This window comes from Neisseria sp. 20925_1_37 (genome assembly GCF_041433255.1).
Taxonomy (GTDB): Bacteria; Pseudomonadota; Gammaproteobacteria; order Burkholderiales; family Neisseriaceae; genus Neisseria; species Neisseria flavescens_D.
The window spans coordinates 1-22,023 of sequence record NZ_JAPWBC010000010.1; the positions used below are offsets into that span (position 1 = coordinate 1).

Genomic DNA, 22,023 nt, shown 5'->3' on the forward strand with positions numbered 1-22,023 from the left:
CCGTCTGAAATTTCAGACGGCCTTTGGTTTTACCAGATATCGGATTTGATTTTGCGTTTCAAGCCTGGGTGTTCAGAGAGTTTGAACTCTGGGTCTTTACCCATTTTCAGCTTGGCTGTGTAGTCTTTCAACAGCAGGAAGGCAAGTGGTGACAGGAGCAGGATGGCAACGAGGTTAATCCATGCCATGATGCCCATGGCCATGTCTGCCATATCCCATACCAAGGGTACGTTGGCAACTGCGCCGAAGTAGACCCATGCCAAAACCAGCATACGGAAAACGGCGGTAATCAGCCAATGGCTCTTGATGAATTGGACGTTGGACTCGGCATAGGCATAGTTGCCGATAACGGTTGAAAAGGCAAACATAAACAGGATGGCAGCAAGGAAGCCCGCGCCCCATTCGCCTACCTGGCTGACGATTGCCGCTTGGGTCAGCGCCGCACCGCTCAGGTCGCCGTAAGGCTGTTGATAGGTCAAGACGATAAAGGCGGTGCATGAGCAGACGATGATGGTATCGACGAAAACGCCCAGCATTTGAATCATGCCTTGGGAGACGGGGTGTTTCACTTCGGCTGCGGCTGCGGCGTTCGGCGCGGAACCCATACCCGCCTCATTGGAATACAGGCCGCGTTTGATACCCTGCATCATGGTGGTCGAAATCAGACCGCCGAGGAAACCGCCTGCAGCCGAATCGAAGTTGAACGCGTTGGAGAAAATCTGACCGAACACATCAGGAATCAGGGAAATATTGGTAGCAATGATGAAGAGTGCTATGACGAGATATAAAACCGCCATCAGCGGAACGATAATTTCCGCGGCTTTAGATACGCGACGGATACCGCCGAAGATAATCGGGGCAGTCAGAATGACCAGGGCGACACCGACATAGTGTTGATCCCAGTCCCATGCCGCTTTGGTGGTATCGGCGATGGTATTGGTCTGTACGGCTTCAAATACAAAGCCGAAACAGAAAATCAGGCTCAGGGCGAACAAAACGCCCAGCCATTTTTGTCCCAGGCCTTGAGTGATGTAGTAGGCAGGACCGCCGCGGAAGTGGTGGTTGTCGTAGTCCCGGACTTTAAAGAGTTGGGCCAGTGAAGATTCGACAAACGCCGAACTCATGCCGATTAAGGCGGTTACCCACATCCAGAATACCGCGCCCGGCCCGCCGAGTTTGATGGCAATCGCCACACCGGCGATGTTACCCACGCCTACGCGGCTGGCCAAGCCGGTAACAAATGCTTGGAACGGTGTGATTCCGTGCGGATCATCACCTTGTTTGCGACCGCCCAGCATTTCTTTGATACTGCGGCCGAAGAGGCGGAATTGTACAAAACCGGTGGTAACGGTGAAAAAGAGGCCTGCGCCTAAAAGCATATATACCAACCCCGACCACATTGGGTCGTTGATGGCGTTTACCCAGCCGTGAAGCTGTTCGAAAAATTGATCCATACAAACCTTTCAGAGTTTCTGAATTTTCAGACGACCTGTGTGTGTGGGCTGTCTGTAACTGGATGTATTCTAGCAGACTGTCAACAAACTGAAAAACGTTTACATATTCTTTTTTATATTATGCTTTTGATTATCATGGAATTTTATTATTATGATGTAAAGGAATTATCGATTTTAATTTTTCCGTTTTACATATTTGAACAAAAAGGTCGTCTGAAAACAGAATCTTGTTTTCAGACGGCCTTGATTTTATTTCAATGCGTTATTCGGGACGCATCTGCGGGAACAAAATCACGTCGCGGATGGTTTGCGAATCGGTCAGCAACATTACCAAGCGGTCGATGCCGATGCCGCAGCCGCCGGTCGGTGGCAGGCCGAATTCCATGGCGCGGATGTAGTCGGCATCGTAGTGCATGGCTTCGTCGTCGCCGGCATCTTTTTGCGCCACTTGCGCCTTGAAGCGTTCGGCTTGATCTTCCGGATCGTTCAACTCAGAGTAGCCGTTTGCCAGTTCACGGCCAACAACGAAGAGCTCGAAGCGTTCGGTCAAACCCGGTTTGCTGTCGGATGCTCGTGCCAATGGCGACACTTCGACAGGGTAGTCGATGATGAAAGTCGGGTTCCACAGTTTGCTTTCTGCGCAACCTTCAAACAGGGCAAGTTGCAGGCTGCCGATACCCGGAGACGGAGGCAGGCTTTCACCGTGTTTGACGATTTCTTTTTTCAACCATTCTTCATCGTTCAACTGCTCATCGGTGTAGTGCGGATTGTATTTTTTGATGGCACCGAGAATGGTCAGGCGTTCAAACGGGCTTTCCAAATCGACTTCTTTTCCGTTGTAGCTGATTTTTGCTGTGCCGTTTACTGCGCGGGAAGCGTTGCGGATGATGTCTTCCGCCATTTGCATCATGCGTTCGTAGTCGGAGAAGGCTTCGTAGAATTCGATCATGGTAAATTCGGGGTTGTGGCGTACGGACATGCCCTCGTTACGGAAGCTGCGGTTGATTTCAAACACGCGTTCCAAACCGCCGACAACCAAGCGTTTCAGATACAGCTCGGGCGCAATGCGCAGGTAGAGCGGAATGTCCAAAGCATTGTGGTGGGTCACGAAGGGTTTCGCTGTTGCGCCGCCCGGAATCGGGTGCATCATTGGGGTTTCAACTTCCAAATAATGCTCGTTGACCATGAAATTGCGCACGGATTGGATGATTTGGCTGCGTTTGATGAAGGTATTGCGCGATTCTTCGTTGGCAATCAAATCGACGTAGCGTTGACGGTATTTGGTTTCCTGATCGCTCAAACCTTTGTGTTTGTCCGGCAGCGGACGCAGGGATTTGGACAACAGACGGATGTCGGACACGCGCACGGTCAATTCGCCGTGGTTGGTTTTAAACAAAGTACCTTCCGCGCCGACGATGTCGCCTAAGTCCCAGTGGTTGAAGTCGTCCAAAACTTCTTGGCTCACGCCTTTGTTGTTCAGATAAAGCTGGATTTGACCGGTAACGTCTTGAATGGTGGCGAAGCTGGCTTTGCCCATTTGACGTTTGAGCATCATGCGGCCGGCTACTTTGACGGGAATGCCTTGCGGATCGAGTTCTTCTTTGCTGATTTCACCGTATTGGGTATGCAGGTCGGCGGCAAAGCTGTCGCGTTTGAAATCGTTAGGGTAGGCGTTGCGTTCTTTGCGGATGTTGTGCAGTTTCTCGCGGCGCAGGGCGATGATTTGGTTTTCGTCCAACTGCGGCTCGATTTGAGGATTGTTTTGTTCGCTCATGGTGTTTTCCGGAAAAATGAGTCAGGCTGCCGGAGTTTTCAGACGGCCTGAATAAAGTGAAAAATTGGCTCTATTTTACGCGATGTCGGTGTTTTTTTCTATAAAGGTAGAAAGGCCGTCTGAAACCTGAAAAATCGGTTTCAGACGGCCTTTTGTTTCATGAAGGGCCGTATCGGCAGTTAGATATCGGTTTCCAAATAAACGACTTGGGTTTGCAGATATTCTTCCAAACCGTGTTTACCGTCGGCGCCGCCGATACCTGATTTTTTCCAACCGGCATGGAAGCCCTGCATGGCTTCAAAGTTTTCGCGGTTGATGTAGGTTTCGCCGAAACGCAGGCGGCGGGTTACATAAAACGCTTCATTCAGATTGGTGGTATAGACGGAGCTGGTCAGGCCGAATTCGCTGTCGTTTGCCAAGGCGATGACTTGATCGAGCGTGTCGAAAGTGGCAACCGGCAGGACGGGGCCGAAGGTTTCTTCCTTCATGATGTCCATGCTGTTGTCGGTATCGGTCAGCAGGGTAGGTTCGAAGAAGTAGCCTTTGCCGTCGGCACGTTTGCCGCCGCAAACCAAAGTTGCGCCTTGTCGAACTGCGCGTTCGACTTTCTCGGCAACGGATTTTACGGCGCGTTCTTCAATCAACGGCCCCATTTCCAGTGCGCCGGGTTCGGCTTCGGCCGGGTTGCCGTAGCGTACGCCTTTCATGGCGGCGGTCATTTTTTCGATAAACGCGTCTTTCAGGCTGCTGTGGACATATACGCGTTCGGCGCAGTTACAGATTTGGCCGGTATTGCCCACGCGTGAAGCCAAGATGGATTTGACGGCCAGATCCAAGTCGGCATCTTTCAGGACGATGGCAGGGGCTTTGCCACCCAGTTCCAGTGAGACTTTGGTGATGTTGGTGGCGGCGGCTTCCATTACTTGGCGGCCGGCATCGACAGAACCGGTCAGGCTGACCATGTCGACTTGCGGATGTGATGCCAAGGCATTGCCGATTTCTGCGCCCGGGCCGTTGACGACGTTGAATACGCCGGCCGGTAAGCCTGAAGCATGAACGATTTCAGCAAAGATGTGACAGTTAATCGGGGTAACGCTGCTTGGTTTGACGACGATGGTATTGCCAGTTACCAAAGCCGGGCCCATTTTGCGGGCGATCAGGAAGAATGGGAAGTTCCACGGCAAAATGCCGGCGATTACGCCCAAAGGACGTTTGAACAATAAAATATTTTCGCGCGGGCGGTCGCTTTGGATGATTTCGCCTTCATAACGGCGCGCCCATTCGGCTTGATAATCGAGATAGTCGGCAGTGAACATGACTTCTATGCGTGCCAAGTCTTTGGTTTTGCCGCCTTCAGCAACAATAGTGTCGGTCAGCTCGTCGGCACGTTCGCGGATGCCTTGGGCGATTTTGCGCAGGTATGCGCCGCGTTCAACGGCAGGCAAACGCTCCCATGCAGTTTGCGCATCTCTGGCCGCGGCAACGGCACGATCAACATCGGCTTTTCCGCCTTTAGGCTCACGCGCGATGACTTCTTCGGTTGCCGGATTCAATACATCACGCCATGTACCGTTAAAGTCGGTTTCAAAGCGGCCGTTGATATACATAGACAGTTGTTTCATCAAACCTTCTCCTATTGTTGTAGTTGGATGTAGTTTTAGTCTATGCCTAAATTGTCTGGCATACAAGAGGATTTGGCATGGGTTGATGATAGGTGTTTGGAAGTTTTTAGAAAAAGGTGATGGGTAAGGGAGTTGGATAAGAGGTTGGTACTGGTGTGATGCCTTGAGTTGAGTCCATAACAGCATTGTGACAAAGCTCAGATATTGCTTGATTTTGATGATGAGAAAGGTATCAAGTGAAGAAAGGCTTGATGGAGAATATAAAAAAAACCTGCTTTTTTCAAAGCAGGTTTTCATATTTGGTGGGTCGTGAGCGATTCGAACGCTCGACCAACGGATTAAAAGTCCGCTGCTCTACCGACTGAGCTAACGACCCGACAAGCTGTGCATTATAGGGAACTTGTTTCTTTTCGTCAACTGTTTTTTGAAATTTTCTTCAGAAAACGTAAATCGGTTGTTATTTGGCGTTAATTCTCCCATTTTCGAGTATTAATTATGTTATGATTTTCCAATCTGTCAGTTCTGATGGATATTTTTTAGACCAAAGGATATACAACATGAAAAAATTATTGATTGCTGCGATGATGGTGGCTGGTTTGGCTGCTTGTTCTCAAGAGGCGAAACAGGAAACTCAAGAAGCGGCTTCTGCCGTTGCTTCTGATGTGAACGCTGCTGCCGAACACGCGGCTTCTGCTGCCGATGCTGCTGCTTCCGAAGCTAAAGGCGCTGCTGAACAGGCTGTTTCTGATGCTAAAGAAGCCGGTGCCGATGCGAAGGAAACTGCGGAGAAAGCAATTTCCGATGCTAAAGAAACTACCGGTAAAGCCATCGATGGTGCTAAAGAAGCCAGCGACAAAGCCTTGGACGATGCAAAAGCTGCTGTGGGCGAAGCTAAAGACGCTGCCAAAGATGCGGCTAAAGATGCTTTGGGTAAAGCTGCCGATGCAACTCAAGAAGCTGCCGACAAATTGAAAGATGCTGCTAAATAAGCCGGTGTTCGATATTTGAAAAGGCCGTCTGAAAAAATGTTTTTCAGACGGCCTTTTTGTATCGGCAGATTATTTTTTTTCTTGCTGACGCGTGTACACCAAAGAAGTCAGGATGGATGCACCCAGTGCGCCGAAGACGACGGACAGGGAAATGGAAATCGGGATATGCACCCAGTGCATAATCAGCATCTTGATACCGATAAAGCTCAATACGAAGGCCAAGCCGTATTTGAGGAAAATAAAGCGTTCGGCAAAGTCTGCCAGTAAGAAGTACATGGCACGCAGGCCTAAGATGGCAAAAATGTTGGAAGTGAGGACGATGAAAGGGTCGGTGGTTACGGCAAAAATAGCGGGGATGCTGTCCACGGCGAAGATGACGTCGCTCAATTCGATCATAATCAATACCAGCAAAAGCGGCGTAGCGATGCGTTTGCCGTTTTCAATGGTAAAGAATTTTTCACCGTCAAACTGTTGGCTGGTCGGGATGACTTTTTTGAGCAGGGTCAGGATCTTGTTTTGGGAAAGGTCTTCTTCAGCTTCGGCTTCGGGCTTCATCATGTGAATGCCGGTGTATAAGAGGAATGCGCCGAAGAGGTACAAAATCCATTCAAATTGTTGTACCAAGGCTGCGCCGATGAAGATCATGATGGCGCGTAGGACGATGGCGCCGAATACACCATAGAGCAAGATGCGGTGTTGGAATTTGGGTTCGACTTTGAAGTAGCCGAAAATCATCAGGAAAACGAAGATGTTATCGACGGCAAGGGATTTTTCGAGTACATAGCCGGTGAAGAATTCGAGGACTTTTTCTTTGGCGACAACGGCCCCGTAAGTCGGGTTGCCCGCCAGTTCAAAATAGAGCCAGCCTGCAAATGCGCAGGATACGGCCACCCAAATGCCGCTCCAGGCGAGGGCTTCTTTGATGCTGACTTTGTGGGAGCCGTTTTTTTTCAGAGATACCATATCGATGGCGATCATGATTAAGACGGCAATAAAGAAGATGCCGTAAAACATCGGCGAGCCGACGGACGGGTATTGGGTCATAAACAATCCTTGTGTGTGGGGTATGGGTAAGGTTTACCAAGACAGGTAGAACATCGCCTTGGCAAAAAAGACGATAAACAGCATATGGCTGAATACGACGGCGTGTATGTATTTCGACCAGCCGACGGTGAGGGTGTGCCGTGCCATTTTGACGACGGCGATGGCAAAATGTACCAAAACGCTTACTGCCAACAGGATTTTGATGCCCAGCATGATGCCGAAGGAGCTGTCGAATGGGTGGTGCAGTATCGGCAGGTAGCGGTTGTACACCATCACGATGCCGCTGATGAACAGGGTAATGACGACAGGCGGCATTACGCGGACGGCACGATAGGACATGGCACGTTCGACTTCGCGGCGCGATTCGCGTGAAACGCGGCCGGTGTGTAAAACGGAGAGGACCAGCATTTCGAAAAATACGCCGCCGACAAAGGCAATCGCGCAATAAACGTGGATGATGTGTGCCAGTGCGTAGATACTCATGACGGGTGTTTCCGGTAATTCAGACAAGTCGTCATTGTATCACTACCGAATGTGGTTGATGTATGCGCAATTTTATGCCAAATATATTAAATTTTATAAATATTCTAGTGGAATTGCCGTTTATTTTTGAAGTTAACCGTTCATCAAAAGCTTTATCTTAGTTTAATCAGTCTTTACTTATCAGAAAGTTTATTAATGAAAGGTTGTGCCATACTGCTCCATATACAGCTTAACCCCTGATGGAGAATCAAACCATGAAGAAAACTTTTGCAAAAACTGTGACCTTGATCATGTTGGCTGCCTCTTTGGGTGCATGTGCCAATATGACCCAAACCCAACGCAACGCTGCTACTGGTGCGGTATTGGGTGGCGTGGCAGGTAACTTGATTGGTGGCGATACCGGCTCTACCTTGGGTGGTGCGGCTTTGGGTGGCGTTATCGGCAGTCAGGTTCATACCCGCTACTAATCCTTTATTCGGTTAAAAATAAAAAGGCCGTCTGAATGTTCAGACGGCCTTTTGTTTTGCGGTTTATTCGTTGACGAACGTTACACCGGTCAGTTGCGATTGCAAAATAGCAGTACGCAAAGCAGTCAGTGCTTTCGGACGGACAAAGTTGCGGCGATAGGCCAAAACGACACGGCGGTGCGGCGCATTGCCTTCAAACGGGATAATGCTGAAAAGCATATGGTCGTTTTCGGTCAATGCGGTAGCCGGCATGACGCTGATGGCCAAACCGCTGGCAACCATGTGGCGGATGGTATTGATGGAGCTGCCTTGCAGGGTATTGGTCAAACCTTGAATTTTTTGTTTGGAAGCCAATTCAGAACAGCTTGCCAACACTTGGTCGCGCATACAGTTGCCTTCGGACAGCAGCAATACTTGTTCTTCGCCTAAAAGCTGAGGCGTAACAGCATCGAGTTCTTCAAAGTGATGGCCTTTGGGAACAATGACGAAGAAAGGTTCATCATACAGAGGCTCGGTTACGATGCCCGGCTCTTGGAACGGTTCGGCAACGACGATTGCATCGACATCGCCGCGTTTGAGCGACTCGGTCAGGATGTGGGTATAGTTCTCTTCCAGCATCAGCGGCATTTTCGGCGCGGTTTCACGCAGCGCGGTAATGAGCTTGGGCAGAAGGTAGGGGGCAACGGTGAAAATCAGGCCTAGTTTGAACGCACCTTCCAATTCGTTTTGCTCTTCATTGGCAAGGTGCTTGATGAGTTCGGCTTCTTCCAAAACCCGTCGGGCTTGGGCGACAATGCGCTCGCCCGCTTCGGTCGTGATGATGTCGTTGCTGCTACGGTCGAACAGGGATACCGACAGCTCTTCCTCCAGCTTTTTGATGGCGATGGAGAGGGTGGGCTGGCTGACAAAGCAGCGTCGTGCGGCACGTCCGAAGTGACGTTCTTGTGCGACGGCTACGATGTAACGCAATTCGGTCAAGGTCATGTGTTAAGCCTTTTTTTGTTCCGGCAGGGTGATGTTCAGCTCAAGAACGTCTAAGCCGTCTTGTTTTTCTTGGGAGATGCGGATATCGTCCAATGATACGTTGACGTATTTGGACAGGACTTCCAACAACTCTTTACGCAAGGTTGGTAGATAATCCGGAGCTTGGCCTTCTTGTGCGCGCTCTTGCGCGATGATGATTTGCAGGCGGTCGCGCGCGACGGTGGCGGTTTTCGGCTTTCTGCCGAACAGCATATCGAGCAGTGACATGTATTAACCTCCGAACAGTCGTTTTAAGAAACCTTTTTTCTCGGCTTCAAGGAAACGCATTTCGCGGTTTTCACCCAAGAGGCGGGCAATAACGTCTTTGTAGGCTTCGGCTGCGGCGGCATTGTCTTGGTGAATGACAGGTTCGCCGGCGTTGGAAGCTTGCAGAACGTTTTGTGATTCAGGAATCACACCGATCAACGGAATACGCAAGATGTCGCAGATGTCTTGTACAGACAGCATTTCGCCTTTAGCCACGCGCTCAGGGGAGTAGCGGGTAATCAGCAGGTGCTCTTTAACAGTGCCGCCTTGTTCGGCTTTGCGGGATTTGCTTTGCAAAATGCCCAAGATGCGGTCGGAGTCGCGGACGCTGGATACTTCCGGATTGGTGGTAATGATGGCTTCGTCGGCAAAGTAGAGTGCCATCAGTGCACCTTGTTCGATACCGGCAGGGGAATCGCAGATAATGAATTCGAAGCCCATTTTTTCGCTGGACAGCTCTTTCATCACGTTGTCCACACCTTCGCGGGTCAACGCGTCTTTGTCGCGGGTTTGCGAGGCGGGCAGGATGTAGAGGTTTTCGCAGTTTTTGTCTTTAATCAGGGCTTGGTTGAGTGTGGCTTCGCCTTGGATGACGTTGATGAGGTCATACACGACGCGGCGTTCGCAACCCATAATCAGGTCGAGGTTGCGCAAACCGACGTCGAAGTCGATTACGGCGGTTTTGTGGCCGCGCAGGGCTAGGCCGGTTGCGATGCTGGCGCTGGTAGTGGTCTTGCCTACGCCGCCTTTACCTGAAGTTACTACGATGATTTTGGACACGATATTTCCTTTTTAAGTACTGATGTTTATTCGGCGTCGATTGCGCTGATAACCAGTCGGTTGTCTTGCAATGATACTTGTACGGGTTTTTTGTGCAGATGCTCGGGCAGGTCTTGCTCGAAGTTGCGGTAGATGCCGGCAACGGAGACTAACTCGGCCTGCATGGAATGGATGAAGATGCGCGCGTTGGTGTTGCCTTTCGCACCGGCCAACGCTCTGCCGCGCATGGGGGCGTAAATATGGATGTTGCCGTCGGCGATAAGTTCTGCGCCTTGGCTAACGATGCCGGTAACGATGAGGTCGCCGTTTTCAGCGTACACCTGCTGGCCGGTACGCACGGGCGTGCTGACCAATACGGTCGGATTGTTGATGACGGTGGCCTGTACGTCTTGCGGCTGTGGTGCTTGGCGCGGAGCAGGTGCTGCCTGTGTGTCGGCTGCCTGGGTGGCGTTGCCTTGTTTGAAGACCAAGTGGTAACGCGCCGCCGCTGCCGCCCAGGTATCGCTGGTGTGGTGCAACCCTAAAATTTGCATGCCGTAACGGGCAAACAGGGAAATCATGCCGCCCAAATCGATGGATTCTGGATGGTCGAAATCTTGTACGTCTAAAATGAAGGGAACGAATTCGTCTTGGGATTGGCCTGCCAGTTGGCGCAGGAATTCTTCCAATTCGGTTAGATCTGCGGTGTGCAGATGGATGGATAAGACGTCCAAACGTGACGTTTTTATGTCGAATGCGGGTTTCATTGTAATGAAATAATAAAATTTTTTAATGACGTAAGTTTACCGTGTAAATCTTGGCTATTCAATCTGTTTGGCCGTCTGAAACCAAAATATTTTGTTTGAACGTTTTTCAGCTGTATTTAGTGTGGTTTTTTGGTGTGAACGCAGGTTTCAGACGGCCGTGGGAAAGGGATAGCCGTGTGTGTCGATGTCGTCGGCGGCGGCCCACGGCGTGTGGATGAGGGTGGACGGCAGGTGTGCCAATTCGGGGAGGTAACTGCGGATGTAGCTGCCGTCGGGATCGATTTGGTGCGAACGGTGGGCATAACGGACGGTGGCCGTGTCTTGGGCGGCAAGGTGCCAGTTGGCTTGGTTGAGCGCAGGGTCGGTGCCGGTTTGGACGGAGGCTGTCCACGCGATGCCTTGGTTGGGATCGAGGTTGAGCGCGTGGCAGAAATAGTGGGCGCACAGCTGCTGGAGAACAGGATGTAGGTGGCCGGTGGCTTCGAGGCTGCGGATGGAGGCGTCGATGATGGGTACCCCGGTTCGGCCGTTGCGCCAGTATTCGCGCACCGGGGCGGCATCGGTTGTTTCGGGCAGGCGGCGGTGGTAGGCGAGCTGGTAGCAGTAGTCGCGGAAAATAAGTTTGTCCAGCCACTCGAAATGTCGGTTTGCCAATCCTTCGGCGGCCAGCAGGCGCGGTGAAATGCAGCCTGCGGACAGGTAGGCATTGAGGAGGCTGGTGTTTTTTCGTGCCGGAAAATTTTGAGTAATCGGGTAGTGAATCAAATTCTGTTTGAACGCGTGCCATTGCGTTAAGGCTGCGGTTTCGCCGCCCTGTTGATAGGCAGGCAATACTGCGCCGGTATGGGCTGGAAACAGTGGAACGTTTTGTTCAGTTTGAACAGGCAATTCGGTTTCAGACGGCCTTTGTCCTGAATAAGCCTGCAACCATGCTTGTTTATAGGCGGCAAAATCGGTGTAGGGTAGGCCGTTGGCATCCATGAGGGGGGATTTGGCCAAAATGCCGCGGTCGTTGGCGTGTTGCAGGGCAATGCCTGCGCGGTCGAAATTGTGCCAGAGGTGGTTGTCTTGGCGGATTTCGGCTTCGGTATAGGTTTCGTCTGTGATGACGGTATGGGCATTAAGCGCAGTAGCCAAGGGGAGGAGGTCTTCGTCGGAAGCGACGACATATAAAGGAATATGGTGCGCCGCCAGACGGGTATGCAGCTCTTGTGCGGCTTGATAATGGAACAGGCTTTGACGCGGATTGTGGTTTTCAGACGGCCTTTGGCTGACCCAGACACAGGCGATGGGCAAACCGCTTGCAACGGCGGCATTAAGCGCGGCATTGTCGTGCAGGCGGAGGTTGCGGCGGAACCAGACAAGGACGTGAGCAGATTTCATGAGCATGTTCCGACGGAAAAAGGGGAAACCATTTTATCAGAATCGGCCTCATGTATCAGGCCGTCTGAAAAATCTTTTGGTTTGATTTCGCTATATAATTTTGGTTTTAGCAATGAGGCGGCAACCATGATCGAGCAAACCGTTTTGGCACTCATTACCTGCCAAACCTATCCCGAACCATCGGACAACCTGAAAACATTGGCGGCATGCTTGGAAAGCATGGGCGTGAAAACCGTATTTGATGTGTGGCAAAACCATCCGTCTGCGACGTTTTTACTGCCTTTGTGCGCATGGGATTATGCCGCCGAACCCGAAGCCTTCCGCCAATGGCTGGAACATGCCGGGCAGGCGGGGCAGCGTTTTATCAATCCGCCCGAATTGATGGCTTGGAATATGGAAAAGACTTATTTGTGCGATTTGGCGGCGCGCGGAGCGCAAGTGATTCCCAGTGTGTTCGTTCCGCCGCAAAAAGCCGAATTGGCCGACATCCTGAACCAACAGGGCTGGACGGAAGCGGTCATCAAGCCGGCATTCGGGCAGAGCGGCAAAGGCGTGGTCAAAGTTTGTGCGGACGCATTGGACGTGAACATGGCGGATTATCCACAAGGCATGATTGTTCAACCGTATATCCGCGAAATCGAAACAGCAGGCGAAACCTCGCTGGTATTTTTCAACGGCGTATTCAGCCATGCCGTGCGCCGTCAGCCACCGCAAGGAGAATGGCGCGCCAACTCGGCCTATGGCGTGTCGGTGTTCGGTATTGAGCCGCCCGAATTTGCCGTCCGTGCCGCGCAAGACGTACTGGCCACTTTGCCGCAAATGCCGGTTTACGCCCGAGTGGACGGCACATTGGTCGGCGACACCTTCCTGCTCAATGAATTGGAACTCATCGAACCTGCCCTGTATTTGCACACCAGCGAAGGCACGACGGAACGCTTTGCCCGAGTGTTGGCGCAGTTGCTTGGACAACATTCATCAACCTGACTTTATAAATAACAAGCCTCAGGCCGTCTGAAAACCATCTTTCAGACGGTCTGAGGCTTTTTTTAAACAAGATTTGCGCATTTGTATTTTTCAATAATGTGCCATTTGTCGATTGTGTCATTTTAATTGTTGCAGTCTTAATTGATGGTTGATTAACTTTCATTTGGCATTTTATCTCGGCCGCAGCCTTTATTTTTAGCGGATTGTAAACAATCTGGTCGGTCTAAATAGGTATCTTTTTAGGGTAAAACCTCAAAAATCTTTTTAAAAAGAAAGATATTGTCTTATTGAATATTCTGTGCTGAAATTACATGACACTACAAAAAGTAGTGCATAAAAAAATAAAACAGACAAAGGAGAAAGCCATGCAATTTTTTTTAGACAATCTCAAAGCCTTTTTCGAAACCATCAGCGGCTGGGTCTGGGGACCTATTATGTTGATGCTGCTGGTCGGTACGGGCATTTTGCTGACCGTGTTGCTGAAAGGCTTGCAGTTCACCATGTTGGGTTATGCGCTGAAACAGGCGTTTGTGCCGTCAAAGAAGCATGAAGACGGTGAAGACCACGAAGGCGATATTTCCCATTTCGCGGCGTTGATGACCGCGCTGTCCGCCACCATCGGTACGGGTAACATCGCCGGTGTGGCGACAGCGGTGGTAACAGGCGGCCCAGGCGCGGTATTTTGGATGTGGATGACCGCCATTTTCGGCATGGCCACCAAATACGGCGAAGGCGTGTTGGCGGTGAAATACCGCGTCACCAATTCCAAAGGCGAAATGTCCGGCGGCCCGATGTATTACATCGAAAAAGGCTTGGGCAAAAACTGGAAATGGATGGCCGTTGCATTTGCGCTGTTCGGTACTTTCGCTTCCTTCGGTATCGGCAGCTCGGTGCAGTCCAACTCGGTTGCGCAGGCAGTACAAACCAGCTTCGGCGTCGAACCTGCCTACACCGGCGTGATATTGACTGTATTAACGGCCATTGTACTTTTGGGCGGCATTAAGGGCATCGCCAAAGCCGCGTCCTTTATCGTGCCTGCCATGGCAGTGTTTTATGTAGTAGGCGGTATTGCCATTATCGTGATTAATTCCGATGTATTGATGCCCGCCGTCAAACTGATTTTCTCCGATGCGTTTAGCGCACAAGCCGTGGCAGGCGGTGCCATCGGTACGGTCATCCGCTACGGCGTGGCGCGCGGCGTGTTCTCCAATGAGGCGGGTATGGGTTCTGCGCCGATTGCCGCCGCCGCCGCGAAAACCGACCACCCCGTCCGTCAGGCATTGGTTTCCATGACCGGTACGTTTTTGGACACCATCGTTGTCTGCTCGATTACCGGTATCGTGTTGGTCATGGGTCTGCTCGGCGCAGGCGGCGAGTTTGTGAAACCTGAATTGAGCGGCGCGGCGCTGACAACCGTCACTTTCCAAAAAATGCTGCCCGGCATCGGCGGCTGGATTGTCACCATCGGCCTGATTTTCTTCGCCTACTCAACCATTCTCGGCTGGTGTTATTACGGCGAGAAATGCGCGGTTTATGTCTTCGGCGAGAAGTTTGCCGGTTTGTACCGCGTGGGTTACGTCTCTTCCGTCATGCTGGGTACCGTGTTGAGCCTTGATTTGGTGTGGCTGGCTTCAGACACATTCAACGGCTTGATGGCCTTGCCCAACCTGATTGCGCTTTTGTTGATGGCGAAAGTCATCGTCAATGAAACGCGCGACTTCAAACAAAAAATCAAAAACGGCGAATTGCCGCATTGATGTCCAAGGCCGTCTGAAACGGAATATTCAGACGGCCCGATGGATATCAGTTTGTTTTGAAAAAAGTCAGAGGAGGAGAAAAATGAAAGTGCTGGTTTTAGGTGCCGGAGTTGCCGGCGTATCTTCCGCGTGGTATCTGGCAGAGGCAGGACATGAAGTAACGGTCATCGACCGCGCCGAGGGCGTGGCAATGGAAACCAGTTTTGCCAATGCAGGCCAACTTTCTTACGGCTATACCACGCCCTGGGCGGCACCCGGCATCCCGACCAAAGCGCTGAAATGGTTGTTTAAAAGCCATCCGCCTTTACTGTTTCGCCCCGATAGCAGCCTGTATCAAATCGAATGGCTGTGGCAAATGCTGCAAAACTGCACGGCAGCGCGCTATCAAATCAATAAAGAGCGTATGGTCAGGATTTCCGAATACAGCCGTGAAATGTTCCGCCGTTTTGAAGCACAAACCGGCATGAATTTTGAAGGGCGCAAAAAAGGGACGTTGCAGATTTTCCGCCAAACCAAAGAAGTCGAAGCGGCAGAACAAGACATTGCCGTTTTGGAACGATACGGCGTGCCCTACCGCCGTCTGAAACCCGAAGAATGCGCAGAGTTTGAGCCTGCGCTGGCGCGCGTTACCGCAAAAATTGCCGGCGGCCTGCACCTGCCCGCAGATGCAACCGGCGACTGCCACCTCTTCACTGAAAACCTGTACAAATTGTGTCAGGAAAAGGGCGTACAGTTTCATTTCAACCAAACCATCAGCCGCATCGACCACAACGGGCTGCGCATCAAAGCCGTTGAAACCGAAACAGGGCGGTTTGAAGCAGATGCCTTCGTCTGCGCGCTCGGCTGCTTCAGCAGGACGGTTTTGGCGCAGTTGGACCTGAATCTGCCCATTTACCCCGTCAAAGGCTATTCCTTGACCCTGCCGGTCACAAATTCCGACGGCGCGCCGGTGTCCACCGTTTTGGACGAAAGCTACAAAGTCGCCATCACACGATTCGACAACAGAATCCGCGTCGGCGGTATGGCGGAATTGTCCGGCTACGAAATCAAACTGCCCGAAAAACGCCGCGAAACCTTGGCTTTGGTCGTCAACGATTTATTCCCCGAAGGCGGCGACTTGAATCAGGCATTGTTCTGGAGCGGCCTCAGACCAATGACGCCCGACAGCACGCCGCTAATCGGCCGCACCCGCTTTGACAACCTGTTCCTGAATACCGGCCACGGTACTTTAGGCTGGACCATGTCGCTGGGTTCGGCAAAATTGACCGCCGATATCGTGAGCGGCAAAGACACCGAAATCCGCAGCGACGACTTGAGCCTGTCGCGCTATCAGGCTTAAGCTGGAAAGCGATAAGGTTTGGTGATATTTCAAACTTAAGGGCCGTCTGAAAACCATTTTTCAGACGGCCTTTTGTTTCAAAATCCGTGTATCCAATCAATAAAATAAATAATAACTATTATCATGCGCATTAAAAAGTGTTAGTCTGAACCTGTCCCGGCTTTTAGCGCAGGTTTTCTCATGCCCGATTTTTCGATGTCCAATTTGGCCGTTGCCTTTTCCATTACGTTGGCTGCCGGTTTGTTTACCGTATTAGGCAGCGGCCTAGTGATGTTTTCCAAAACGCCCAATCCGCGCGTGTTGTCGTTTGGTTTGGCATTTGCCGGCGGTGCGATGGTGTATGTTTCCCTGACGGAAATTTTCAGTAAATCCAGTGAGGCGTTCGCTGAAATTTATGATAAAGACCACGCGTTTGCGGCGGCGACCATGGCATTTTTGGCCGGTATGGGCGGCATTGCGCTGATTGACCGCCTGGTGCCGAACCCGCATGAAACTTTAGACGCGCAAGACCCGTCGTTTCAAGAAAGCAAACGCCGCCATATCGCGCGAGTCGGCATGATGGCGGCGTTTGCGATTACGGCGCACAATTTCCCCGAAGGCTTGGCGACGTTTTTTGCCACCTTGGAAAATCCGGCGGTCGGGATGCCTTTGGCCTTGGCGATTGCCATTCATAATATTCCGGAGGGCATTTCCATCGCCGCGCCGGTTTATTTTGCCACTCGAAGCCGTAAGAAAACGGTATGGGCGTGTCTGCTATCCGGTTTGGCCGAGCCTTTGGGGGCGGCTTTGGGCTATTTGGTTTTGCAGCCGTTTTTGTCGCCTGCCGTGTTTGGTTCAGTATTCGGCGTGATAGCCGGCGTGATGGTGTTTTTGGCGTTGGACGAGCTGCTGCCGGCCGCCAAACGCTATTCAGACGGCCATGAAACCGTTTACGGCCTGACAACGGGTATGGCGGTGATTGCCGTCAGCCTAGTATTGTTCCGTTTTTAAAACCCGTATGCCAAAGGCTGTCTGAAATGATTCAGACGGCCTTTTTGCGTTATAATCCGCACATCAAAAATAACCTTAATTTCACAAAGTTCCATCATGTTAGACAAATACAATCCAGCCGAAATCGAATCCAAACATTATCAAAACTGGGAAGAGCAGGGCTATTTCCAACCTGATATGGATTTGACGAAACCATCTTTCTCCATCCAACTGCCGCCGCCCAATGTAACCGGCACGCTGCACATGGGTCATGCCTTCAACCAAACCATCATGGACGGCCTGACCCGCTACTACCGCATGAAAGGCTGCAACACCGCCTGGATTCCGGGCACCGACCACGCGGGCATCGCCACGCAAATCGTGGTCGAGCGTCAGCTTGCCGCGCAAAACGTGTCCCGTCATGACTTGGGTCGCGAAAAATTCTTGGAAAAAGTGTGGGAATGGAAAGAAGTTTCCGGCGGTACGATTACCCAACAAATGCGCCGCGTGGGCTGCTCTGCCGACTGGACGCGCGAGTATTTCACGATGGACGACGTGCGTGCCGAAACCGTGACCGAAGTGTTCGTGCGCCTGTATGAACAGGGCTTGATTTACCGCGGCAAACGCCTGGTGAACTGGGATCCGGTATTGGGTACGGCAGTGTCTGATTTGGAAGTGGAAAGCGTGGAAGAACAAGGCTCCATGTGGCACATCCGCTATCCGCTGGCCGATAATCCTGCCGAAGCCGTTATCGTCGCCACCACCCGCCCCGAAACACTGCTGGGCGACGTGGCCGTTGCCGTCAATCCTGAAGACGAACGTTATACCCATTTGATTGGCAAGGAATTAATCCTGCCGCTGACCGGCCGTACCATCCCCGTGATTGCCGACGAATACGTTGAAAAAGACTTCGGCACAGGCTGCGTGAAAATCACGCCTGCGCACGACTTCAACGACTACGAAGTCGGCAAACGCCACGACACGCGTTTGGTTAATGTGTTCGATTTGGAAGCCAAAGTGCTGGCAAACGCTGAAGTGTTCAACTTCAAAGGCGAAGCGCAACCAGGCTTTGCCCTGCCTGAAAAATACGCAGGCTTGGACCGCTTTGCCGCGCGCAAACAAATGGTTGCTGATTTGCAGGAACAAGGCTTCTTGGTCGAAATCAAACCGCACACGCTGATGACGCCGAAGGGCGACCGCACCGGCTCAGTGATTGAGCCGATGCTGACCAGCCAATGGTTTGTCGCCATGTCCGCCACACCAAACGGCGGCGAGCCTGACAGCGAATTCAAAGGCTTAAGCCTCGCCGACAAAGCCAAAAAAGCCGTCGACAGCGGCGCGGTGCGCTTTATCCCTGAAAACTGGGTCAACACCTACAACCAATGGATGAACAACATCCAAGACTGGTGTATTTCGCGCCAACTGTGGTGGGGCCATCAAATCCCTGCATGGTACGACAACGAAGGCAATGTGTACGTCGCCCGCAATCAGGAAGAAGCCGAAAAACAAGCTGGCAAAACCGGTTTGACCCGCGAAGAAGACGTATTGGACACATGGTTCTCCTCCGCGCTCGTGCCGTTCTCCACATTGGGCTGGCCGTCTGAAACCGACGAACTCAAAGCCTTCCTGCCGTCTAACGTCTTGGTTACCGGCTACGAAATCATCTTCTTCTGGGTAGCACGCATGATTATGATGACCACCCACTTCACCGGCAAAGTACCGTTTAAAGACGTGTACATCCATGGCATCGTGCGCGACCACGAAGGCAAAAAAATGTCCAAATCCGAAGGCAATGTCATCGACCCTGTGGATTTGATCGACGGCATCGACTTGGACAAATTACTGGTGAAACGCACAACCGGCCTGCGCAAACCCGAAACCGCGCCGAAAGTGGAAGAAGCCACCAAAAAACTCTTCCCTGAAGGCATTCCGAGCATGGGCGCGGACGCATTGCGCTTCACCATGGCGAGCTACGCCAGCCTCGGCCGCAGCGTCAACTTCGACTTCAAACGCGCCGAAGGCTACCGCAACTTCTGCAACAAAATCTGGAACGCCACTAACTTCGTCTTGATGAACACCGAAAATCAAGACTGCGGCTACGGCGCAACCACCACCGAACCGCGCGGCTACTCCTTCCCCGATATGTGGATCATAGGCCGTCTGAATCAAACCATCGAGCAGGTTACGCAAGCCTACGAAACCTACCGCTTTGATTTGGCTGCGGAAACCCTGTACAGCTTCGTGTGGAACGACTATTGCGACTGGTATCTGGAACTCGCCAAAGTACAGCTCCAAACCGGCTGTGCCAGCCGTCAGCGCGCCACACGCCATACCTTATTGCGTGTACTCGAAGCCGCCCTGCGCCTGCTGCACCCGATTATCCCGTTCATCACCGAAGAACTGTGGCAAACCGTCGCCCCCATGTGCGACGCGAAAACCGCCGACAGCATCATGCTCGCCCGTTTTCCCGAAGCCGACCGCGAACAAATCGTTCAGACGACCTTCGAGCAAATGACCGTGTTGCAGGATTTGATCGGCGCCGTCCGCAACCTGCGCGGCGAAATGGGCATCCAGCCCAACGTGAAAGCCCCGCTGTTTGTCGAAAGCGTGGACGACTTGGCGGACTACCTCAAATACCTGCCGATGATGACCCGCCTGACCGAAGCACAGCAAGTCGCCGCCCTGCCCGAAAGCGAAGACGCACCTAGCGCCGTCTGCAATTGCGCGCGCCTGATGCTGAAAGTCGAAATCGATAAAGCCGCCGAAACCGCCCGTTTGAGCAAAGAAGCCGAGAAGCTGCAAAAAGCCTTGGACAAACTCAATGCCAAACTCTCCAAACCCGGCTACACCGAAAAAGCCCCGGCGCATTTGGTGGAAAAAGACAAAGCCGATTTGGCGGAATTGGAAGACAAAATGGCGAAAGTTCAAACTCAGTTGGCGAAGTTGAAAGACTGATTTAGCTGAATAGATAAGGCCGTCTGAAAAATGTTTTTTCAGACGGCCTTTTTCTTTTTCTTAATCCATCAAATTCAATCAAACCAAACAATCTGATTTTCATCCACGCTGATGCGGATTTTCTGTCCGGTTTGCGGTTTGTCCGTATCGTGGTCGGCGTGGGGATACCAAATCAAATCGCCGTATTGCGGATGGGCAAGGGTGAGGCGTGTGCCTTCGGCGAGGGGAACGGCTTCGCTGATGCGGACGGCTGTGCCATTCGGGTCGAATCGGATGGCGTGTTGGGGGATGTAGCGTGTGTCGTCGGTGTTGGCCAAACCGAGCAGCAGGGCGGCTTGGGCGTTGACGGGGCGGTGGATAAGGGTTTCCGGCGTGCCGTGTTGGAGGATGCGGCCTTCGTGCATGATGGCAATGGTGTCGGCCATGGTGCAGGCTTCCTCGGCGGAGTGGGTCACGAGGATGGCGGGGATGTTTTGACTGCGGATGCGTTCGGCGGTCAGGGTGCGCAGGTGGCGGCGCAGGTGGGTGTCGAGGCTGGAGAAGGCTTCGTCCAATAGCAACAGCGACGGGCGCGTGATTAGGGCGCGTGCGAGGGCGAGGCGTTGCTGTTCGCCGCCGGAGAGGCTTTCGGGTTTGCGTTGCGCTTCGTGTTCCAAACCGATGTCGCGCAAGGCCTGCATGGATTGTTCTTCGATTTCGGCTTTGGGCAGGCGGCGCATTTTGAGGCCGAAGCCGACGTTGTCGAGGGCGGATAAATGCGGCAAAAGGGCGTAGTCTTGAAACATCAGCGAGATATTGCGCTTTTCAGACGGCATGTCGGTGATGTTGTCGCCGTTGAGCCAGACTTCGCCGCTGTCGGGACGCACTAGGCCGACGATGGTTTTGAGCAGGGTGGATTTGCCGCAGCCGGAGCGGCCGAGTACGGCGAGGATTTCTCCTGCTTCGATGTTTAGGTTGATGTCTTGGGCAACGGTTTTGCTGCCGAAGCGTTTGTTGATGTTTTTGAGTTGCAACATGGTTTCAGACGGCCTTTAAAAATGGGGTCGGCAACGGATGCTGTCGAGCCATGCGGACAGCGGATGTTTGGGGTCGATCAGGCCGTATCGACGGCAGGCTTCGATCGTGACCAGCTGGGCATCGTGCATCATGTGTCCGCACAACATGGCATCGAGCAGGGTGGGGATGTCCATCAGTTCAAAACCGGCAACTTCGCCGTCTTGGTTGGCGGGACGGAAGCCTTCGGGCAGGATGATGTCGAAGATATACAGGATTTCGTTGTGGACACCGCGGTTAACGGGGCGCAAACTATATATTTGGGCAGTCGGTCGGATATGGGGTGTTAACGAAGCGGGAATGCCTGCTTCTTCTTCGCCCTCGCGACAGACGGCTTCAGACGGCCTCTCGCCGCTGCTGATACCGCCTCCGGTCAGATTGTCGAGTTTGTTTGGATCAACGGCTTTGTGCGGACTGCGGCGGCCTATCCAAAAGCGCAGACTGTCTTCTGTTTCGACCAATCCGTTCAAATGTACTGCCTGACTCATCAGGCCGAACGGACGGAAGGCGGCGCGTTCGAGTGCGCATAAAGGCTTGCCTGCCTGGTCGCAGATATCAAACTTTTCATCGCGCCAACCTTTGAGCCAACCGCAATCGCGCCATTGTTGCGCCAGCGTTTGCAAACTGTCGCCCATTTCCGGCCAGCCGTCGGTTTCCAAATTCAGACCGTCTGAAAGGGTTGACTGCCTGCCTGTCCAATCTTGCCCGAGGCGTTCGCGCCATAACGGGTTCAGACGGCCCAAAGGCAGGCCGTTGAGATACAGAATGCACCAATCGTCGGAAGCGCCATAGCTGGTTTGCGCCCAATCCCACAATGCGTCGTGGACATCGGACGCGAATACCCGTTCAAAACGGAAAGACTGAGACATGGCGCATCCTCCAAAAGAACTAAAGATACGTCGATTTTAGCCGTTTACGGCGAATTTGCAAAACA

Annotated in this window: 19 protein-coding genes and 1 tRNA gene; 7 read left to right on the forward strand and 13 right to left on the reverse strand. The window is 52.3% G+C overall.

Annotated features, from left to right (window positions below):
* Nucleotides 1-29: 29 nt before the first annotated feature.
* From O3661_RS08385 to O3661_RS08400, 4 genes are all read right to left on the reverse strand, one after another.
* Nucleotides 30-1,454 (reverse strand): alanine/glycine:cation symporter family protein, encoded by a 1,425-nt coding sequence (locus tag O3661_RS08385; protein ID WP_371493048.1) that lies wholly within the window; start codon nt 1,452-1,454, stop codon nt 30-32.
* Between the two features lie 262 nt (nt 1,455-1,716).
* On the reverse strand, nt 1,717-3,228 hold the full coding sequence (gene lysS, locus O3661_RS08390) for a lysine--tRNA ligase (protein ID WP_371493049.1): 1,512 nt from the start codon (nt 3,226-3,228) through the stop codon (nt 1,717-1,719).
* A 179-nt stretch (nt 3,229-3,407) separates the two neighbouring features.
* The gene (gene aldA, locus O3661_RS08395) at nt 3,408-4,850 is read right to left on the reverse strand and encodes an aldehyde dehydrogenase (protein WP_070814096.1); all 1,443 of its coding nucleotides are present in this window, start codon (nt 4,848-4,850) and stop codon (nt 3,408-3,410) included.
* Nucleotides 4,851-5,150: 300 nt separating this feature from the next.
* Nucleotides 5,151-5,226 (reverse strand) — tRNA-Lys (locus O3661_RS08400).
* A gap of 181 nt (nt 5,227-5,407) precedes the next feature.
* Between O3661_RS08400 and O3661_RS08405 the strand changes: the two genes are divergently transcribed.
* Nucleotides 5,408-5,839 carry a hypothetical protein gene (locus O3661_RS08405; protein ID WP_003749309.1) on the forward strand — a complete coding sequence of 144 codons (432 nt, stop codon included), beginning with the start codon at nt 5,408-5,410 and terminating at the stop codon, nt 5,837-5,839.
* Nucleotides 5,840-5,908: 69 nt separating this feature from the next.
* On the opposite strand, the gene O3661_RS08410 is transcribed toward O3661_RS08405, so the two are convergent.
* Together O3661_RS08410 and O3661_RS08415 are read right to left on the reverse strand one after the other, a co-directional pair.
* A complete protein-coding gene (locus O3661_RS08410) occupies nt 5,909-6,883 on the reverse strand; it encodes a TerC family protein (protein ID WP_371493050.1) in 975 nt (324 codons plus the stop codon).
* 33 nt (nt 6,884-6,916) lie between these two features.
* Complete coding sequence (locus tag O3661_RS08415) at nt 6,917-7,366, reverse strand: CopD family copper resistance protein (RefSeq protein WP_371493051.1); 450 nt, start codon at nt 7,364-7,366, stop codon at nt 6,917-6,919.
* A 254-nt stretch (nt 7,367-7,620) separates the two neighbouring features.
* On the opposite strand from O3661_RS08415, the gene O3661_RS08420 reads away from it, so the two are divergent.
* A complete protein-coding gene (locus tag O3661_RS08420; RefSeq protein ID WP_371493052.1) occupies nt 7,621-7,833 on the forward strand; it encodes a glycine zipper 2TM domain-containing protein in 213 nt (70 codons plus the stop codon).
* A gap of 63 nt (nt 7,834-7,896) precedes the next feature.
* On the opposite strand, the gene O3661_RS08425 is transcribed toward O3661_RS08420, so the two are convergent.
* From O3661_RS08425 to O3661_RS08445, 5 genes are all read right to left on the reverse strand, one after another.
* A complete protein-coding gene (locus O3661_RS08425) occupies nt 7,897-8,817 on the reverse strand; it encodes a hydrogen peroxide-inducible genes activator (protein WP_004520212.1) in 921 nt (306 codons plus the stop codon).
* Nucleotides 8,818-8,820: 3 nt separating this feature from the next.
* Entirely contained in the window at nt 8,821-9,084 is a 264-nt protein-coding gene (gene minE, locus O3661_RS08430) for a cell division topological specificity factor MinE (protein WP_003680625.1), read from the reverse strand.
* 3 nt (nt 9,085-9,087) lie between these two features.
* A complete protein-coding gene (gene minD, locus O3661_RS08435) occupies nt 9,088-9,903 on the reverse strand; it encodes a septum site-determining protein MinD (RefSeq protein WP_108700195.1) in 816 nt (271 codons plus the stop codon).
* 26 nt (nt 9,904-9,929) lie between these two features.
* Nucleotides 9,930-10,649 (reverse strand): septum site-determining protein MinC, encoded by a 720-nt coding sequence (gene minC, locus O3661_RS08440; protein WP_371493053.1) that lies wholly within the window; start codon nt 10,647-10,649, stop codon nt 9,930-9,932.
* A gap of 147 nt (nt 10,650-10,796) precedes the next feature.
* Nucleotides 10,797-12,032 (reverse strand): FAD-binding domain-containing protein, encoded by a 1,236-nt coding sequence (locus O3661_RS08445; RefSeq protein WP_371493054.1) that lies wholly within the window; start codon nt 12,030-12,032, stop codon nt 10,797-10,799.
* A gap of 126 nt (nt 12,033-12,158) precedes the next feature.
* On the opposite strand from O3661_RS08445, the gene O3661_RS08450 reads away from it, so the two are divergent.
* From O3661_RS08450 to O3661_RS08470, 5 genes are all read left to right on the forward strand, one after another.
* Nucleotides 12,159-13,016, forward strand: coding sequence for a RimK family alpha-L-glutamate ligase (locus O3661_RS08450; RefSeq protein ID WP_371493055.1), 858 nt, complete (start codon nt 12,159-12,161; stop codon nt 13,014-13,016).
* A gap of 365 nt (nt 13,017-13,381) precedes the next feature.
* Nucleotides 13,382-14,773, forward strand: a complete 1,392-nt coding sequence (locus O3661_RS08455) for a sodium:alanine symporter family protein (protein WP_070608402.1) — start codon at nt 13,382-13,384, stop codon at nt 14,771-14,773.
* Between the two features lie 82 nt (nt 14,774-14,855).
* Nucleotides 14,856-16,112: a D-amino acid dehydrogenase gene (locus tag O3661_RS08460; protein WP_371493056.1), complete on the forward strand. Its 1,257-nt coding sequence runs from the start codon at nt 14,856-14,858 to the stop codon at nt 16,110-16,112.
* Nucleotides 16,113-16,292: 180 nt separating this feature from the next.
* A complete protein-coding gene (gene zupT / locus O3661_RS08465) occupies nt 16,293-17,102 on the forward strand; it encodes a zinc transporter ZupT (protein ID WP_002220178.1) in 810 nt (269 codons plus the stop codon).
* A gap of 96 nt (nt 17,103-17,198) precedes the next feature.
* The gene (locus O3661_RS08470; RefSeq protein ID WP_371493058.1) at nt 17,199-20,036 is read left to right on the forward strand and encodes a valine--tRNA ligase; all 2,838 of its coding nucleotides are present in this window, start codon (nt 17,199-17,201) and stop codon (nt 20,034-20,036) included.
* 74 nt (nt 20,037-20,110) lie between these two features.
* Here O3661_RS08470 and O3661_RS08475 read toward each other — a convergent pair whose 3' ends face one another.
* Together O3661_RS08475 and O3661_RS08480 are read right to left on the reverse strand one after the other, a co-directional pair.
* Nucleotides 20,111-21,052 carry an ABC transporter ATP-binding protein gene (locus tag O3661_RS08475; protein WP_371493059.1) on the reverse strand — a complete coding sequence of 314 codons (942 nt, stop codon included), beginning with the start codon at nt 21,050-21,052 and terminating at the stop codon, nt 20,111-20,113.
* Nucleotides 21,053-21,067: 15 nt separating this feature from the next.
* Complete coding sequence (locus O3661_RS08480; protein ID WP_371493060.1) at nt 21,068-21,958, reverse strand: NUDIX domain-containing protein; 891 nt, start codon at nt 21,956-21,958, stop codon at nt 21,068-21,070.
* Between the last annotated feature and the right edge of the window lie 65 nt (nt 21,959-22,023).